The sequence below is a fragment of the Pontixanthobacter aquaemixtae genome, from assembly GCF_009827395.1.
Lineage (GTDB): Bacteria > Pseudomonadota > Alphaproteobacteria > Sphingomonadales > Sphingomonadaceae > Pontixanthobacter > Pontixanthobacter aquaemixtae.
The window spans coordinates 1-17,059 of sequence record NZ_WTYX01000001.1; the positions used below are offsets into that span (position 1 = coordinate 1).

Here is a 17,059-nt window from a genome sequence, read left to right on the forward strand (position 1 = left end):
CGCAATGCGCTGGTCGGTTTTGCGACGCAGTCTGCGCGCGACGCGCTCGATAGCCGGATTTCAACCGCGCTGGTCGAGCAGACCGCGACGATGGTGTTCATGCCCAACAGCCGCGCGCGGGCAGAGGATTATTGCGACGGGTTTGGCCTGTCACAGCACGAGTTGGCGGTCATCAAATCGCTCCCCGCGCATAGCCGGTGTTTCCTGGTGCGGCAGCCCGATGCATCGGTGGTGGTGCGTCTCGATCTGTCGAGCGCGCCCGAAGTTCTCACCATCCTGTCCGGACGCGAGGCCTCGGTACGCAAGCTCGATTTTCTGCGGCAGTCGCTGGGCGATGACCCTGCGGAATGGTACCCTGCGCTGACCGGCAAAGGCTGGCCGGGCGATGCCGGCGCTGATGATGGTGCCGTTTGGCAAGCCGCGGAATGAGACCGGGCGAATGAGCGGCAATTGCGAAGCTTTGATGCAGGATGTCGGCTCGGGCGTGGCGGCGGCGCTGCGCGCGGTCGATTGCACCGCGTCTGAAGTCAGCGCAGCGGTTTTTGGACGGCTGTTCGCACCGGGCGGCACGATGGCACCGGTGCTGACGATTTTGCTCGCGCTGTTTATCGCTTTCTTCGCGATTGCGCTGCTGCTGGGCCGCAGCAATCTGTCTGTTCGTTCGCTCGTTCCGCGCATGCTGACGTTGGGATTGGTGGTGACCTTTGCAACAAGCTGGGTCGCCTATCAGGCGGTGGTGTGGAACCTCGCGATTGGCGCGCCCGGTTATCTGGCCGGTATTCTGACCGGTAGCGAGGGTTCGGCGACCACCACATTCGCCGACAAGATCGATATAGCATTGCTCTCGGTGCAGCAGGCCACCGCAGGCGGGCAGACCAACGGCCAACCTCCTGCCGAAATTACTGCATTCTCCCCGCTTGGCATCTTGTGGCTTGGAGCAATCCTGCTGCTGCTGGGCACAGTGGGCGTTATGGTCACCGCGCGGATCGGCCTTGCGCTGCTCGTTGCACTGGGCCCGATCTTCGTAGTCATGGCGCTGTTTACCAGCACGCGCGGGCTGTTTGTCGGTTGGCTCAAAGGCGTTGTGATGCTGGGGCTGACACCGCTCTTCGCCGTGCTTGGCGGCGGCGTGATGCTGGAAATGGCGGTGCCGATCCTCTCCTCTCTCAGCCAGACGCCGGGCCAAATCGATCCGCGTTCTGCCATGGCATTCTTCCTGTTCGGCGCTGTGCACATGGCGCTGATGATCATGGTGCTCAAAGTCACCGCAACGATGGTTTCGAATTGGCGCGTATTCGGGTTTGCCGATGCAGGAAAAACCGATCGCGATGACGCGCTGCCACGGCAAGAACCAGTGCAGACAGCCGCCGCGTCTTTCGCGCCGCTTTCCACTGCACAAGCCGCCGGGCTCTCCGCGCCGCCGCGCCGGACCATTCCGGTATCGGGTATCGCGCCATCGCAAGCGGCAAATGATGGCGCGGGCGGGGAAAGCGCAGCACCCCGGCGCGAAACCCGCATTTATGCAACCTCATCGGGTGGCGGCCCGGCGCAGCAGCTTACCCCCGCTGCGTCGCGCACCCATGGCATTGGTAACCGGTTCCGCGGTGCCACTGCCAAAATGTCGGAGAAGTTCAAATGACCCGCGCGCTTAAATCCATCCCGCTTGCTTTGCTGGCGCTTTCTGTTGCGGCAAATCCTGCCTTGGCGGAAGACCCGCGACTGGTCGAGCGATTCTATGACCCCGCAGAGGTCGTCCGGATCGAAGGCAAGACCAAAGTTGCTGCTACGATTGCTTTCGCGCCGGACGAAAGGATCGAGAATGTCGTCGTGGGCGATTCCGCCGCGTGGCAGGTCACGCCAAACAAACGCGCCAACCATTTGTTTGTGAAACCGCTCGACCCCACCGCGCGGACCAATATGACGGTGATTACCGACCGGCATACTTACCTGTTCGATCTGGTGGCGAACCCCAAGGCGAGGCCGCTTTATGTGCTACGCTTCGCATACCCTGAAGAGCCCGAGCAGCAGGAAGAGCCAGCGGCTCCGGTGGGAGAGCCAAACGCAGTGGAACTGGCTGCCGCGAACGATCCTTATGCTGTGGTCGATCCGGCTGCGCTCAATTTTGAATGGGCGCGGGAAGGGGACCAAAACCTACTCCCCGCGCGTGCCTATGACGATGGAAATGCAACGTTCTTGACATGGGATCCGGGCAAAGCCGTTCCGGCTATCTTGATTAAGGATGCCAAGGGCACCGAAGGTCCCGTGAACTTTTCCGTGCGCGGCGAAACGGTTGTGGTCGACGGCGTGCCGCGCGAAATTGTGCTGCGCTCCGGCAAGGAAGCCGCGACGCTGACCAATATAGGGCCGGTGCGCACCGGCAGAATAGAAACGCAGGCTTCGTTCGCGGGTCCAGCCATCGTTTCCGGCAGAGGGAATTGACCATGCGTCTCAAGAACAAATTACCCGGCAAAGTCAGCGCCTCGAACGATGTGGACCCGCGCGAGCAGGAAAGCGCCGAAATTATCGATCTGGCGAGCCGCAATTCCTTCCCTGCGGTGACCCAGCGCAAAGGTAAGTCCGACGGTTTGGCTTTGGCAGCGGGCGTTGCGTTGGTTGCGGCGATAGGCGGCGTCACCTTCTGGGGCATGAATTCCGCCAAGGTTCCTCCGCCGCAAGGAGTGGGCGGTCAGCAGCCGGCACAGCCAGCAGCGCCAGCCAACAAGCCCGCTGCCGCGCAGCAGCCGGTGGCCTCTGGCGCTGTCCAACCGGCGGCCGTGCCGCAGCTCAGCGACCCCGCACCTTCGCCGGTGCTCGCGAACACACCGGTGGTGAATCCCGGGCCGGCGGTGAACCCGTACTCCACCCCAACCGTGGTCTTCGATGCCGGCGGCACCCCGCTTGGCACAGTCTCGGTGCCCGCGGCTGCCCAGGGCGAAGCGCCCGCACAAGTGGTGCCAGGTGGCCGTTCGGCAAATGATTTTGCCAGCCGCGTCGGCGGTGTTGGCGGCGGGCCTGCGCAGGCCAAGGCGATGGTCAATCCCGCGACCACCGTCACCGAAGGAACGTTGATCCCCGCAATTCTCGAAACCGCGATTGATACCAATGTGCCCGGCTTCGTCCGCGCGGTGGTGAGCCAGGACGTGCGCAGTTTTGACGGAAAGAACGTGCTGGTCCCGCGCAGCTCGCGCCTGATCGGGCAATATCAATCGGGTGTGCAGAACGGCCAGAAGCGCGCTTATGTCATCTGGACCAGGCTGATCCGCCCCGATGGTGCATCGGTAAACCTGCAATCACCGGCTGTCGGATTTGACGGAACCACGGGCCTTGCGGGCAAAGTCAGCAGCAACTTCTTCCAGCGTTTCGGTTCGGCGATGTTGTTGTCGGTTGTGGGCGGCCTGTCTGCCATCGGCACAGGGGGTGCGTCGGTAATATTGGGCGGCGGCGGCCAAGCCGCTGCAGCAGCGGCGCAGCAAGACAGCCAGATCGGCCCGACAATCCGCGTGCGGATGGGCGAACCGATCCGCGTGTTTACCGCGCGTGATCTCGACTTCTCTTCTGTCACAGGCGGCTGAAGTTCTACCCATGAGCGCAGACATCCATTCCTTGCACGCCGAAGCAGTGGACCCCGCGCAAGATGCGTCTTCGCCGCAATTGGATGCGGAGCGCAGCGTCTATCTTGATGCCTATCTGGAACCGTTCCGGCCATGGCTGGAACGCGATACGGTGACCGAAATTCTGGTCAATCGTCCGGGCGAGGTGTGGATCGAAGATGCGTCCTCGCCAGGTATGCGCAAATTTGCGACGCCGGAAATTGATGACCGGCTTGTCCAGCGTCTCGCCGAACAGGTCGCGCGGGTCAGCCATCAAGGGATCAATCGTGAGCATCCCTTGCTCGGCGCGACCTTGCCTGCGCAAGGCGGACAGAGCGGGGCGCGAATCCAGTTTTGCGGTCCGCCCGCTTCGCGCAAACATTGGGTCATGGCAATCCGCCGGCACAGGCGGCTCGAGCTTCCGCTCGATGCCTATGATGCAGGGCCTTTGACCGCTGTTAAGCCCGCGCCGATGCCGCATCCGCAGCAGGAACCGATAGCCTTTCTGCGCGCCGCGATTGCTGCGCGGCGTACAATTCTGATCTCTGGCGGAACTTCGACAGGTAAGACCACTTTCCTCAACGCCATGCTTGACGAGATACCCGCCCACGAACGCGTGGTATTGGTCGAAGATACGCCCGAACTCAGACTGCCGGGTGAAAATGGCGTGGGGCTGGTGGCCGTCAAGGGCGAGCTGGGCGAGGCGAAAGTCACTGCCAACGAGCTGCTTCAAGCGGCGCTGCGCCTGCGCCCTGACCGGATTGTGCTGGGCGAATTGCGCGGCGAGGAAAGCGTCAGCTTCCTGCGCGCAATCAATACCGGCCATCCGGGTAGCTTCTCCACCATTCACGCCAACAGCCTGCGCGGCGCGCTGGAGCAATTGGCGCTGATGGTTATGCAAACGGGTATCGGGCTCACCCGGCCCGACACCATCGCTTATGCCGCGTCGGTCATTGATGTGATCGTCCAGCTCGGCCGCGACGAGAATGGCAAGCGCGGGATCAAATCGATCGCAGAGACCGCTACTCTTCTATAGAGTAACGGCGTCAGGACGGCCATTGCGGCAAAACTGCATTGCTGGCGGCAATTTCGAGAATCGGAAATTCCGAGCTGAAAAAGCGTTGAGAGTGCAAGGAATCAATCAACGATTCGAACAAATAACCGCCACGCAAATGCGCGAAACGCGGTGATAATTCATGCCCAATTATCTCATAAAAAGAATAGATTAGACTGTTTGGTGCGGTCGAGAAGACTCGAACTTCCACGGGCGTTAGCCCACAACGACCTCAACGTTGCGCGTCTACCAGTTCCGCCACGACCGCACACAGTCAGCAGGGCTGGTATTACCGGCCCGCTTGGTAGGAGCGCGCCACTAGCAAAGCGCCATGCACCGCGCAAGCGCCGTAATGCAGCTTGGAGGCACTAATTTTTGCGAATGCTCGCGTCGCTATTGGCTTAGTTCGGTTTCCAGCCGATTTCGGCAAATTTGGCGGCCTTAGGTACGTCCCTGACTGCCTCGTTGATTGTCATGCTTTCGCCGGGTGCAAGCGTGCTCTTTGGCGGGACTACTTCCCAGCTGTAAATTGGCGTGTTGCGTTCATTGCGCATGACAATCAGGATCGACGGAACGCGCTGCGTTTCGCGGCCCGTATTGGTTACAGTCCCGCTCGCTCCAAAAAATTCGGAACCGTTGGGCAAAGTCCGCCGGTCCTGCTGGTCGGCGGGAAATTCCAGCACCAGATCGGGCTGCGCTACCGCAAATGTGGGTTTGCTTAGCGGGACCCAGTCGGGGACACCGTAATAGCTCACCGCGGCGACGATCCCGAGCGCGATCACGGCGAAGGCGGCAGCGGCGGCAGTCCAGATTTTGAGCGGATTGCGGCGCGATCGGAAGGGCGGTTCGTAATCGAATTGCGACGTTTCGTCGTAATAGAAAGTTTCCGGCTCGGGCTCTGCATCTGCCTCGTCTTCGGCAGCTTCGACCACAGTTGGCGGAGGCGGAATTTCTTGATCGTCGCCGTCGTCTTCGGAATTGGCCTGTTCGGAATCTGCATCTTCGGTCAATCCGCCTGTGTCGCGGTCAGCTGGTGGCGTTTCGTCGGCCTCAGGCTCAGGCGCGGTCGCATGGGTGTTGGAGAAACCCGGCTTGGTGTCGGATGCGGGTGCCTTGGGCTCTTCTGCGGCAGGCGCGGGTTGTTGAACCGGAGCCGGAGTGGGCGCTGGCGCCGGTGCCGGGGTGGGCCGGGGCGACGGTACCGGCGCCGCCTCGGGCGTTTTCTCGAAGTCCCCCAGATCAAGTTCCGGTCCGTCCTGATGCCAACTATGGCGGCATTTGGCGCAGCGCACAGTCCGCCCGTCAACACCGATCGCGGTGTCCGGGACGACATATTTCGTCGAACAGGCTGGGCAGGCGATAATCATACTTGGGACAGGTTCATACGACTGTGTGCGAATCGCAACAAGGCTTACCGGACTGTGGGCAGGTCAGACGGTGGCTTTTTTCCACACCGAAGGGCGGCTATAGGCTGCACGGCATGCGAATTTTCATCCCTTCACTCCATCCTGCCGGACGCGCAATATGAGTATTGGCGACGGTGAAGGGGTCACATTCGACAATGTCGGATTGCGCTATGGCCAGGGCCGCGAGGCGTTGAGCGATGTGTCATTCACGCTGCATCCGGGCAGTTTCTATTTTCTGACGGGTGCCAGCGGCGCGGGTAAGACCTCGCTGCTCAAGCTGCTTTATCTGGCGCAGCGCCCTTCGCGCGGTGCCATCCGGATGTTTGGCACCGATGTGATCACATTACCGCGCGATCGCCTGCCTGCTTTCCGGCGCCGCCTTGGCGTTGTGTTTCAGGATTTCCGCCTGGTCCCGCATCTATCGGCTTTCGACAATGTTGCTTTGCCGCTGCGCGTATCGGGCGTCCGGGAAAGCGATCTGGTCAAACCGGTCACCGATATGCTCGATTGGGTCGGGCTGGCGGACCGGCACAATGCGCGGCCCGCAACATTGTCGGGCGGCGAGCAACAGCGCGTCGCGATTGCCCGCGCGGTGATCGCACGGCCCGATATGCTGGTGGCTGACGAACCAACGGGTAACGTCGATCCGGAAATGGCGCTCAAGCTGCTGCGGCTTTTCGAATCGCTCAACCGGCTGGGGACGACGGTTATTGTCGCGACTCACGATGTGCATTTGCTCAAGAAAGTTCCCGAGTCCTTGATCATGCGGCTCGATAAGGGGCGGCTCCACGACCCGACGGGGGCTTTGCGCTACCCGCCCAAAGCTTCAGGACCGCGAGCATGAGCACCAATCCGGCAAAACCGCCCGCTTTGGGCCGAAAGACCGCGCGCGGATTGATTCCGTTTCGCGGCGAGCGGGCGGCGCAGCTGGTTCCGCAGGCACGGCTCGCTGGTCCGATGCCGTGGGTCATCGCGATTATGGTCACGCTAACAGTGATTGCGGCGGCTGGCGGATTGGTGCTCAACAACGTCGCGTCCACTGCACGCGCCGAGCTGGCGAGCGGTGCGACGGTCCAGATTCTCGACGCTTCGCCCAGCGAGCGTGGACGTCAGGCGCAAGCTGCGGTTGTGCTGCTGCAGGACCATCCCGCGGTCGCCTCCATTCGCCGCGTGCCCGATGAGGAGCTGAGCGAACTGTTGGAGCCGTGGCTGGGAGTCGGCGTCGACAATGAAGCCGTTCCGGTGCCCGCATTGATCGATGTGCGATTGAAAGAAGGCGTGACCGAACAGGCATTGGGCGATCTGCGGCACGATCTGGCCGGGACCGCGCCGGCAGCGCGGATCGATGCGCAGTCCAGCTGGCTTGCGCCAGTATTTTCCGCAATCGAATCCTTGCAATGGCTTTCTGCCGCATTGGTCATTCTGCTGGGGCTAACAAGCGCCGCGGCGGTGTGGCTTGCCGCGCGCAGTGCGCTGGGAACAAATCAGGATACGATCGAGATCGTCCATCTCCTCGGCGGTACCGACACACAGATCGCGCAGATATTCGAACGTTCGATCGGCTTCGACGCTACTCTTGGCGGCGCTGTGGGGCTCGGTTTGGGTCTGATCACCATCCTGTTTCTGGGTCAGGAATTTGGCGCGCTCGGCTCGGGAATGATGGCCGGTGGCGGGCTGAACTGGCTCGACTGGATTTTGATCGCGCTGATCCCGCTCCTTGGTGTAGTGATTGCGATGTTGACCGCGCGTTTCACTGTCGTGGCGGCGTTAAGGCGGATGCTTTGATGAAACGCTTTCTCGCATCGCTGATCACGATCTGGTTCATGGGCTTTATTGCCTTTTCGGTGACGTTGCCCGGGCCGGTAGAGGATGGTGCCGGCCGCGTTGTTATCGTCCCGACAGGGGCGGCGGGCCGGATCGAGCGCGGGCTGGAGCTGCTCGCCGCTGACGATGCGCGCATTATGCTCGTCACCGGAGTAGATCGCGAAGTCAAACCCGGGGAATTTGCGGCGCAATTCGATGTTCCCATGCATGTCATGAAGTGCTGCGTGGTGCTGGGCTTTGACGCGGTTGATACGCGCGGAAACGCAACTGAGACTGCCCAATGGCTGGAGGCGAAGAATATTCGCACGATCCGGTTGGTGACCACCGATTGGCATATGCGGCGGGCCGCCAATGAATTGCGCGGAACTTTGCCGCCATCGATCACAATCATCGAGGATGCGGTGCCTTCGGAACCATCCCTGCGCATCCTGTTTCTTGAATATCACAAATATGTTGCAAGCCTGGTCATGGGCTTGTTCCGAGGGTGAATGCGCGATGCTGCTGCTGCGAAATCTCGGTTTCTATCTGACCTTCTATCTGATCAGCCCGTTCTTCATAATCTATGCGGTGGCGATCATGTATTTCAGCGTGCCCCTGTTCCGCCGCATTGTCCGGCGGTGGTGCAATTTCCATCGCTGGTGCCTGCAGGTGTTTGTCGGAATTCACGTCCATACAGAGGGCGAGAAAGTCGAAGGCGCAGTGTTCTATGCGATCAAGCATGAAAGCTTTTTCGAAGCGCTGGATGCGCCCGCCAATTTTCACTGGCCGGCCCCCTTCGCCAAGAAAGAGCTGTTCTTGATTCCGGGTTGGGGATGGGGCGCAAGGATTTATGGCTGCGTTCCCGTTGCGCGCGACCAAGGGGCCAAAGCGCTGCGGTCGATGATTGCTGCGGCCAAGAAACTGGCGGCGATGGATCGCCCGCTGGTATTCTTTCCCGAAGGAACGCGCGTTCCGCATGGTGAGCGCGGCGAACTGCGCGCGGGTTTTGCTGGGCTTTACAAGCTGATCGGACTGCCGGTGGTTCCGGTCGCAGTGGACAGCGGGCCGCTTTATCACCGCTGGCTCAAACAGCCCGGCACAATCACTTACAAATTTGGCGAGCCAATCCCACCGGGCTTGCCGCGCGAGGACGTGGAAGCTCGCGTGCTCGAAGCGATCAACGCTCTGAACGATTAATGATCGGAGCGCCCGAAATCGGGCCGCGCATCATCCTGGCCCTGTTCGATGATTGACCGGCGGATTGCACGGGTCTTGGTGAACAGATCGTGCAGCGCATCGCCATCACCGCGCCGGATCGCGCGCTGGAGTGCGGTAAGATCCTCTGTGAACCGGCCAAGCATTTCGAGCACCGCATCCTTGTTGGACAGAAAGACGTCGCGCCACATGGTCGGATCGGATGCGGCGATCCGGGTGAAATCCCGAAAGCCGCCTGCCGAATATTTGATCACTTCGCTGCGGGTCACATCTTCGAGGTCGGAAGCAGTGCCCACAATAGTATATGCGATCAGGTGCGGAATATGGCTCGTCACCGCCAACACAAGGTCGTGATGTTCGGCATCCATCAGCTCTACATTCGACCCCAGATTGGTCCAGAACGCGCCCAGCTTCTCCACCGCATCTTCGGGGGCGCCCGCTGGCGGGGTCAGGATGCACCAGCGGTGTTCGAACAATTCGGGAAAGCCCGCTTCCGGCCCGCTTTGTTCGGTGCCCGCCACCGGATGGGCGGGGATGACGCATTGGTCCGGAAGTGCAGCGCGCAGCGTATCGGACACCGATTGCTTGGATGACCCGACATCGCTGATAATCGCGCCTTCGGGCAAGGCATCGCGGATCGCCTCTGCAGCGAAGCCCATTGCGCCAACCGGGACGCACAGGATCACCAGATCGGCGTTCCCGACCGCTTCCGCAGCATTATCGAAAACCGTTCCGGCGAGCTTGCGCTTGCGCGCTGCCTCGCGCGTCGCCGGATCAGCGTCATAGCCTGTCGTGACGATGCCGGGCGCATGTTTGGCGATGGCCAGCCCGATGGACCCGCCCAGCAGGCCAAGCCCGATAATCGCGACACGTTCGATGCTCATTGCGCCGCCTCCGCCTGTTCCCGCAAAATGCGCGCGACGTGATCCATGTGCTCGGTCGTTCCGATGGTAATCCGCAAACAATGCGGCAGACCGGCGCCGGGAAGCCAGCGTGTAGCATAGCCGCCCTCTGCCAAGGCGTTGTAGGCTTTCTCGGCGGACAGCGACCCTTCGAACAGGACCAGCAGAAAATTGCCTTTGCTCGGCAGCGCGCGGAGGCCGTGATTGCCAAGGCGTTCCACGGCATCGACAAACCGGCGTAGCTCAACCGCATTGTGATCGCGCGAGGCGGCAACAAATGCCTGGTCACCGATCGCCGCCAACGCTGCTGCCTGACCGTGATTGGTCACATTGAACGGGCCGCGAATGCGATTGAGCGAGGCGATGATATCCGGATGGCCGGTCGCCCAGCCGATCCGCTCTCCGGCCAGCCCGTAGATCTTTGAAAAAGTGCGCGTTACCAGCACATTTGCGTGGCTTCCGGCCAGAGCTATCCCGCCATCATCCTCATTGCCGGACAGATATTCGGCATAGGCCTGATCGAGGACGAACAGCACATCGCCCGGCAATGCCGCATGCAGACGCGCGATTTGCGATGCGGGCAGAAAGCTGCCGGTGGGATTGTTAGGGTTGGCAACGAAAACCACCCGCGTTTTGTCGGTCACCGCTCCGATCAGCGCATCAACATCCGTGCCGTAATCCTTGTCCGCCGCGATCACTGGCGTGGCGCCGCAGCGCCGCGCGGCAATGTCATAGACTGCAAAGCTGAAATTGCTGAACAGCACCTCGTCGCCCGGCCCGGCATAGGCCTGCGCGGCGAGATTGAGCAATTCATCCGAACCCGTTCCGCACACGATCCGCGCCGGATCGATGCCATGCAGCGCGCCGATTGCCGCGCGCAGATCGCTGGCATCGGGGTCCGGGTAGCCGGCGGGCGATTTTGCGGTTGCGAGCGCGGCCATTGCGGCGGGAGAGCAGCCCAGAGGATTCTCGTTGGCAGACAATTTGACCAGCTCGCGCCCGTCATCGGCATGCGCCTTGCCCGGCACATAGGCGTGAATCGCTTTGATCCATGGTTTGGGTGTGGGCTTGCTGGTCATCTTGGCGGCGCGTCTATCCTCTTTGGCCGGATTAGAACAGGTGGCATAACTTGGCCAATTGACAGCGCAGCTAGTGTGCCGCAAGCCGCGCGGCCATGGCTCCTTCGCCCGCCACGCAAGCGATCACGCTCCCCGATCCTCTCCCGCTCGATAGCGGAGAGGCGCTAGAACACGTGCAGATCGCCTATGAAACCTATGGCGAACTGGCAGCTGACAAGAGCAATGCCATCTTGCTGTGCCACGCGCTCACCGGCGATCAATTTGTCGCGCGCGAACATCCGGTCACGGGCAAGCCGGGCTGGTGGGCCAGGATGGTCGGCCCCGGCAAGCCGATCGACACAGACCGCTACCATGTCATCTGCGCCAATGTGATCGGCAGCTGTATGGGATCGACCGGCCCCGCGTCCGATGCCGCTGACGGCAAGCCCTATGCGATGCGCTTCCCGGTCATCACCATTCGCGACATGGTGCGCGGGCTGGTCGGTTTGCTTGACCAGTTGGAGATTGCGCAGCTGCACGCCGTGGTCGGCGGATCGATGGGCGGGATGCAGGCGCTCAGCCTGGCCGCCAATTTCCCCGAACGGGCAGCGCGGGTTCTTGCTATTGCCTCCACCGCGCGCCACTCTGCGCAGAATATCGCCTTTCACGAGGTTGGCCGCCAAGCGATCATGGCCGATCCCAATTGGGCCGAGGGTGATTATTATGCCACCGGCGCCGCTCCCGATGCCGGCCTCGCCGTGGCGCGGATGGCGGCGCATATCACCTATCTTTCCGAAGCGGGATTGACCGACAAGTTCGGCCGCCGTTTGCAAGACCGGCCGGATGGAACCAAGGGGGCCAAGAGCTTCGGTTTTGACGCCGATTTTCAGGTGGAAAGCTATCTGCGTTATCAGGGCAGCGGCTTCACCCGGCGCTTCGATGCCAATAGCTACCTCTATATTACCCGCGCGATGGACTATTTCGATCTGGCGGAAGAGCACGCCAAAGACGGCAAGGAAGGTCGGCTGGCCGATGCCTTTGCTGACAGCAAGGCGCGTTTTTGCCTGGTGAGCTTCGACAGCGACTGGCTCTATCCCACTGCCGAAAGCCGCCATGTTGTCCACGCGCTCAACGCCGCCGGCGCGCCGGTCAGCTTTGTCGAGCTGTCGGCCCCTTTCGGGCATGACAGCTTCCTGCTCGACGTGCCTGAACTCGACCGCGTGGTGAAAGGGTTCATCGAATGAGCCGGGCTTCAACAGGCCTCCGCCCCGATCTTGCGGTGATCCTCGATCATATCGAACCGGGCAGCCGCGCGCTCGATGTCGGTTGCGGTGACGGTGTGCTGATGGCTGCTTTGCGCGATCAGAAGCAGGTGGATGCACGCGGTATCGAAATTGACGGCGGATGCGTCGAACGCTGCGTGGCGCAGGGGCTCAGCGTGGTGCAGGGCGATGCCGACCGCGACCTTTCCTTCTATCCCGATGGCGCATTCGACTATGCGATCCTCAGCCAGACGCTGCAAACCGCCGCGCGCCCGGACCGGATGCTGCAGGAACTGCTCCGCGTGGGCCGCCGTGCTTTCGTCAGCTTCCCCAATTTTGCCTATTGGCGGATGCGGTGGTCATTGCTGAGCAAAGGGCGGATGCCGGTGACACGGCACTTGCCGGTAACCTGGTACGAAACGCAGAATATCCACCACGTGACGGTGCGCGATTTTGAATCGCTGGCGGGCGATCTGGATATCGCAATTTCGAACCGCTGGTTCTTCACCAATGAACGCGAAGTGGGCGAAAGCGGGGCAAACTGGCGCGCCGAATATGCGCTGTTTGAGGTGGGGCGCAGTTCAGCCAAGGCGCCGCAAGCCTGAACAGATGGACCACATGGACCACGGTCCAATGGGTTAAATCTGGCACCCCGCTTACTTGTGCCTGTCATTGTCCCTTGGCCCTCTGCGACGCCGCCGGGATGACGAACTGGATGTTCTGAGCACCGAAAGACAGATCCGGACAAAGGTGACACCGTGTCACTTTCGCCGACTCGCTCTAAAACACTGAACTATAAATGTATTATTGCCATTCCGCCAACCGGACGGACAGGAACACGCGGCTTTATCTGCCGCCAACAACCGGAAACGAACCCACAATTTGAAAGAGCAGCTTGCCTGTTAACAAGAGACGGGCGTGTAGGAAAACCGTGTCCCGATCCTGCCAGATTTCCGCTGTTTCACCCCAACCGCTCGGCGTGCCAGCGCACATGGCTCTCCATGAAGCTGGAAATGAAATAATATGAGTGATCATAGCCCTCCTGCATTCTGATCTGAGCGGGGATAGCGGCCTTTTTGCAGGCAAGGGCGAGCAGGCCGGTCTTCAGTTCGTCTTTGAGAAAATCGTCCGCCGTTCCCTGATCGACCAGGATATGATCGTGGCGTGCGCCGTCTTCGATCAATGCGACGGCGTCATATTCACGCCATGCCTCGCGCGCTTCGCCGAGATAGCGGCCCAGCGCTTTTTCTCCCCACGGGCATTGGCCGGGTGCGACGATCGGGCTGAAGGCGCTGATCGATTTGAAACGGTCCGCATTGCGCAGCCCGATGGTCAGTGCGCCGTGGCCGCCCATCGAATGGCCGGTGATCGACTGGCGGGCCATATCGGCGGGGAAATTCTCTGCGATCAGGCCGGGCAGTTCGTTCTCTATGTAGCTGCGCATACGGTAATTCTTGCGCCACGGCTCGCGCGTTGCATCGACATAGAAACCTGCCCCTTTGCCGAAATCATATTCCTCCGCGCTATCCGGAACATCTTCGCCGCGCGGCGATGTGTCGGGGGCAACAAAGATAATTCCGTGTTCGGCGCATGCCTGCCGGAATTCCCCTTTTTCGGTGACATTTGCATGGGTGCAAGTGAGGCCCGAAATATACCACAGCACCGGCAGCTTCGCGCCCGCTTCATGCGGCGGTACGTATACCGAGAAAGTCATGCCGGTGCCGGTTTCGGTGGAGGCATGCGAATACACCCCCTGTACGCCGCCAAATGCCCGGTTTTCGCTTACGGTTTCCATTGGTGCTCCAGCATTGCTTGTCCGATGGATTGCCTTAGAACCAGGCTCTGATCCCCACCAGTATTTTCAGCCCGTCGGGGTCTTCGCCAGCGGCCTTTGCAATATCCGCGGTCCGGCCCAGCTTCGCTTCATATTCAACGCCGATATAGGGCGCGAATTCGGGAACAATCTCGTAACGCAAGCGCAAACCCGGTTCGATTTTTGTCAGCCCGGCACCGATATCGCGTTCCGGGATATTCTGCGCGGCGAGTTCGATTTCGATGCGCGGCTGGACAATCAGACGCCGGGTCAGCCGCTGGTCATATTCGCCTTCCAGCCGGGCAGTCAGATCGCCGCGGTCGGACAGGAACAATGCGCTATCAACATGGAACATATAGGGCGCGAGGCCTTGCGCACCGATCACCAGATGGGTGCGCGTGTCGGGTTCGGGATCGATGCGGACGCCCGCTTGCAAATCGAAAAACGGGCCGATGGCGTGGCTGAAAAGCGCCTGGATTTCCGCATCTTCCAATTCGCCGCCAAACGCGCCCTCCCCTTCGGATTTGAGAACAAAGCGGGTGATGTCGCCGCCATACCAGGCTTGCGCATCCCACACATAGAAGGAGTCGCCGCCCTCTGCCGGGAAGCGCGCCTCGAGCCGTTCGACCAGCACCATGCCCGTTTTCATCCCGCCATTTTCGCGCGCGAGCCGGGCGCGGCTGGGGGCCATGGCCTCCGCCCCCCAGATCGCATCGGCGGCATGGCGCGGCCCTTCCAACGCGCGTGCCGGAACGGCCGTTTCGGGCGCGGATTTGTGTTTGAGTTGGGAGCCGTGCTGCCTATGGTCCATACCGGCATGGCCTTCCATGCCGCCGCTCGTTTCAGCGGACGCATCGGGCTCTGCCTGCTTGTGATGCTCCATCGAACCGTGATCCATCGAACCGTGATCCATCGAACCGTGATCCATCGAACCGTGATCCATCGAACCGTGATCCATTGGGCCTTGGTCCATCGAGCTATGGTCCATTTTACCATGGTCCATTGTGCCATGATCTGGCTCTTCGGCTTTGGGCGGGCATTGCTCTGGCGGGCGATGCCCCATCGCGCAGTGATCGGTTTCCGGCACTTCTGCAGCGGGCTGATGATTGGAATGGCCGCCATGCTGCGTGTGACCGGAATGGTCCTGCGCTGCCGCAGGTGCAGCACAGGCGAGCGCGATGCCGGCGGCGAGTTTGCTGGCCCTGATCATGCCGGAAACGGACGCACGGTTACGACCTGCATCATCCCGGCATGCATGTGGTAGAGCAGGTGGCAGTGGAAGGCCCAATCGCCCGGCTCGTTGGCGGTCAGGTCGAATGTCGCCGTGCCGCCCGGCTGCACCACCATCGTGTGCTTGAGCGGCTGGTGCATGTGATCGGCGCCGTTGACCATTTCAAAGAAGTGGCCGTGCAAGTGGATCGGGTGCGCCATCATCGTATCGTTGACCAGCTTCACACGGACCCGCTCGTCATATCCGAAGCGGATCGGATCATCGGTGACGGAAGTGAACTTCTTCCCGTCAAACGACCACATATAGCGTTCCATATTGCCGGTCAGATGGATTTCCATTGTCCGGTCAATTGCGCGGTGCGGATTCATCCGCCTGGCTTTGAGATCGGTATAGCGCAGCACGCGGTGGTCCACCGTGTCGAGGCCAAGCCCGGGAAAGTCCATCCGGTCCGTCGGCATGGGTGCAACCATATCCAGCCCGGGGCCGGTTTTCACATCGTCGGGCAGTTTCGATGTGTCGCGCATGGAGTGGTCCATGCCGCCATCGGTCGCACCCATATCGTGCCCCATCGCGGCGTGATCCATCATCCCCATATCGGTCATGGTCAAAGTCGGGATTTCGCGCAGAGGGGGCGGGGTGGCGATGTGTCCCTTGTGGCTGGTCAGGCTGGCGACACCCATCCCGCTGCGGTCCATCGCCTCTGCAACGATTGCGTGGCTTCCGTCCTTCGGGGCTACGATCACGTCATAGGTTTCCGCCACGCCAATCTGGAACTCGTCCACTTCGACTGCGTCAACATCCTGACCATCGGCCTGTATCACCGTCATCGGCACACCCGGGATGCGCAGGTTGAAGAATGTCATGGCGGAACCATTGATGACCCGCAGCCGCACGCGTTCACCGGGTTTGAATTCCAGCTGCAAATCATCGGCGGGGCCATGGCCGTTGATCAGATAGCTATAGGTCATTCCGGTTACGTCGGAAATGTCGCGCGGGTTCATCCGCATCTGACCCCACATGCGCCGCTGTGCGCCGGGCATTTCACCCTCGGTCGCGCTTTGCATCTGGGTCTGGAAATAATGCTCGCCGACTTTCAGTTTGCGCATGATTGCATGCGGATGCATCGGCGTGAATTCGGACAACAGGACCACATATTCGCGATCATAACGTCGTTCGGGGCGCGGATCGGGCTCGTTGCTTTCGATGACAATCGGGCCGTAATGGCCGGCTTGTTCCTGCAGGCCCGAATGCGAATGCCACCAATAGGTTCCGTTCTGGCGGACCGGAAATTCATAGGTGAATGTTTCGCCCGGTTTGATGCCGGGAAAGCTGACTCCGGGCACGCCGTCAAACTGGAATGGCAGCAGCAGACCATGCCAGTGGATCGAGCTGTCTTCGGCCAGATTGTTTGTCACATGCAGACGGACATTTTGCCCTTCGCGCAGCCGGATTAGCGGGCCGGGCACCGATCCGTTCACAGCAAAAGCGTGCCCCGAACGCCCGCCGGTCGTAAAGTGCGCGTCCCCGATCGTGAGCTGGATGTCCTCCCCCGACAGCTCGCCAAAGCCGTTGCGCGCATGCGGATGCGATGCTCCCTTCGCCCATGCCGGCATCGGCAAAGACGATGCTGCGGCGAGCGCGGCGGTGCTGGAAATAAGCTTTCGGCGGGAGATTGGCGGCATGTTTGCAGTATTCCGGTTGAACGATTACATCGCCCTATATACC

At 61.0% G+C, this 17,059-nt stretch carries 16 protein-coding genes, 1 tRNA gene and 1 pseudogene; 11 read left to right on the top strand and 7 right to left on the bottom strand.

Annotated elements, in window-relative coordinates; translation table 11 throughout:
* The 5 genes and pseudogenes from GRI41_RS00005 to virB11 all read left to right on the top strand — a co-directional run.
* A pseudogene (locus tag GRI41_RS00005) lies at positions 1-429 on the top strand (VirB4 family type IV secretion/conjugal transfer ATPase); the annotation flags it as partial.
* A gap of 10 nt (positions 430-439) precedes the next feature.
* Positions 440-1,639 (top strand): type IV secretion system protein, encoded by a 1,200-nt coding sequence (locus GRI41_RS00010; RefSeq protein WP_160602630.1) that lies wholly within the window; start codon positions 440-442, stop codon positions 1,637-1,639.
* Entirely contained in the window at positions 1,636-2,439 is an 804-nt protein-coding gene (locus GRI41_RS00015; protein ID WP_160602631.1) for a TrbG/VirB9 family P-type conjugative transfer protein, read from the top strand. The genes GRI41_RS00010 and GRI41_RS00015 overlap by 4 nt, the downstream gene beginning before the upstream one ends.
* A 2-nt stretch (positions 2,440-2,441) precedes the next feature.
* Positions 2,442-3,572 carry a TrbI/VirB10 family protein gene (locus GRI41_RS00020; protein WP_160602632.1) on the top strand — a complete coding sequence of 377 codons (1,131 nt, stop codon included), beginning with the start codon at positions 2,442-2,444 and terminating at the stop codon, positions 3,570-3,572.
* Positions 3,573-3,582: 10 nt separating this feature from the next.
* On the top strand, positions 3,583-4,626 hold the full coding sequence (virB11, locus tag GRI41_RS00025; RefSeq protein ID WP_160602633.1) for a P-type DNA transfer ATPase VirB11: 1,044 nt from the start codon (positions 3,583-3,585) through the stop codon (positions 4,624-4,626).
* Between the two features lie 199 nt (positions 4,627-4,825).
* On the opposite strand, the gene GRI41_RS00030 is transcribed toward virB11, so the two are convergent.
* Positions 4,826-4,912: transfer RNA gene (locus GRI41_RS00030), tRNA-Leu, on the bottom strand.
* Positions 4,913-5,045: 133 nt separating this feature from the next.
* Positions 5,046-6,011 (bottom strand): zinc-ribbon domain-containing protein, encoded by a 966-nt coding sequence (locus tag GRI41_RS00035; protein ID WP_160602634.1) that lies wholly within the window; start codon positions 6,009-6,011, stop codon positions 5,046-5,048.
* 157 nt (positions 6,012-6,168) lie between these two features.
* On the opposite strand from GRI41_RS00035, the gene ftsE reads away from it, so the two are divergent.
* The 4 genes from ftsE to GRI41_RS00055 are packed head-to-tail and all read left to right on the top strand — an operon-like array spanning position 6,169 to position 9,050.
* Positions 6,169-6,894: a cell division ATP-binding protein FtsE gene (gene ftsE / locus GRI41_RS00040; protein ID WP_160602635.1), complete on the top strand. Its 726-nt coding sequence runs from the start codon at positions 6,169-6,171 to the stop codon at positions 6,892-6,894.
* Positions 6,891-7,835, top strand: a complete 945-nt coding sequence (locus GRI41_RS00045; protein WP_235901006.1) for a cell division protein FtsX — start codon at positions 6,891-6,893, stop codon at positions 7,833-7,835. The genes ftsE and GRI41_RS00045 overlap by 4 nt, the downstream gene beginning before the upstream one ends.
* Positions 7,835-8,362, top strand: coding sequence for a YdcF family protein (locus GRI41_RS00050; RefSeq protein WP_202388619.1), 528 nt, complete (start codon positions 7,835-7,837; stop codon positions 8,360-8,362). Before GRI41_RS00045 ends, GRI41_RS00050 begins: the two co-directional genes overlap by 1 nt.
* 7 nt (positions 8,363-8,369) lie before the next feature.
* Positions 8,370-9,050 carry a lysophospholipid acyltransferase family protein gene (locus GRI41_RS00055; protein ID WP_160602637.1) on the top strand — a complete coding sequence of 227 codons (681 nt, stop codon included), beginning with the start codon at positions 8,370-8,372 and terminating at the stop codon, positions 9,048-9,050.
* Here GRI41_RS00055 and GRI41_RS00060 read toward each other — a convergent pair.
* Entirely contained in the window at positions 9,047-9,952 is a 906-nt protein-coding gene (locus GRI41_RS00060) for a prephenate/arogenate dehydrogenase family protein (RefSeq protein ID WP_160602638.1), read from the bottom strand. The genes GRI41_RS00055 and GRI41_RS00060 overlap by 4 nt on opposite strands.
* Positions 9,949-11,049 carry a histidinol-phosphate transaminase gene (hisC, locus tag GRI41_RS00065; RefSeq protein ID WP_160602639.1) on the bottom strand — a complete coding sequence of 367 codons (1,101 nt, stop codon included), beginning with the start codon at positions 11,047-11,049 and terminating at the stop codon, positions 9,949-9,951. The genes GRI41_RS00060 and hisC overlap by 4 nt, the downstream gene beginning before the upstream one ends.
* Positions 11,050-11,144: 95 nt before the next feature.
* Between hisC and metX the strand changes: the two genes are divergently transcribed.
* Both metX and metW read left to right on the top strand, forming a co-directional pair.
* Complete coding sequence (metX, locus tag GRI41_RS00070) at positions 11,145-12,272, top strand: homoserine O-acetyltransferase MetX (protein WP_160602640.1); 1,128 nt, start codon at positions 11,145-11,147, stop codon at positions 12,270-12,272.
* Positions 12,269-12,895 carry a methionine biosynthesis protein MetW gene (gene metW, locus GRI41_RS00075; RefSeq protein ID WP_160602641.1) on the top strand — a complete coding sequence of 209 codons (627 nt, stop codon included), beginning with the start codon at positions 12,269-12,271 and terminating at the stop codon, positions 12,893-12,895. Before metX ends, metW begins: the two co-directional genes overlap by 4 nt.
* A gap of 356 nt (positions 12,896-13,251) precedes the next feature.
* Here the strand turns inward: metW and fghA are convergent, their stop codons facing one another.
* The 3 genes from fghA to GRI41_RS00090 are packed head-to-tail and all read right to left on the bottom strand — an operon-like array spanning position 13,252 to position 17,016.
* Positions 13,252-14,085, bottom strand: coding sequence for an S-formylglutathione hydrolase (gene fghA / locus GRI41_RS00080; RefSeq protein WP_160602642.1), 834 nt, complete (start codon positions 14,083-14,085; stop codon positions 13,252-13,254).
* 34 nt (positions 14,086-14,119) lie between these two features.
* On the bottom strand, positions 14,120-15,313 hold the full coding sequence (locus GRI41_RS14275) for a copper resistance protein B (RefSeq protein WP_235901007.1): 1,194 nt from the start codon (positions 15,311-15,313) through the stop codon (positions 14,120-14,122).
* Positions 15,310-17,016: a copper resistance system multicopper oxidase gene (locus GRI41_RS00090; protein WP_160602643.1), complete on the bottom strand. Its 1,707-nt coding sequence runs from the start codon at positions 17,014-17,016 to the stop codon at positions 15,310-15,312. Before GRI41_RS00090 ends, GRI41_RS14275 begins: the two co-directional genes overlap by 4 nt.
* Positions 17,017-17,059: the final 43 nt, after the last annotated feature.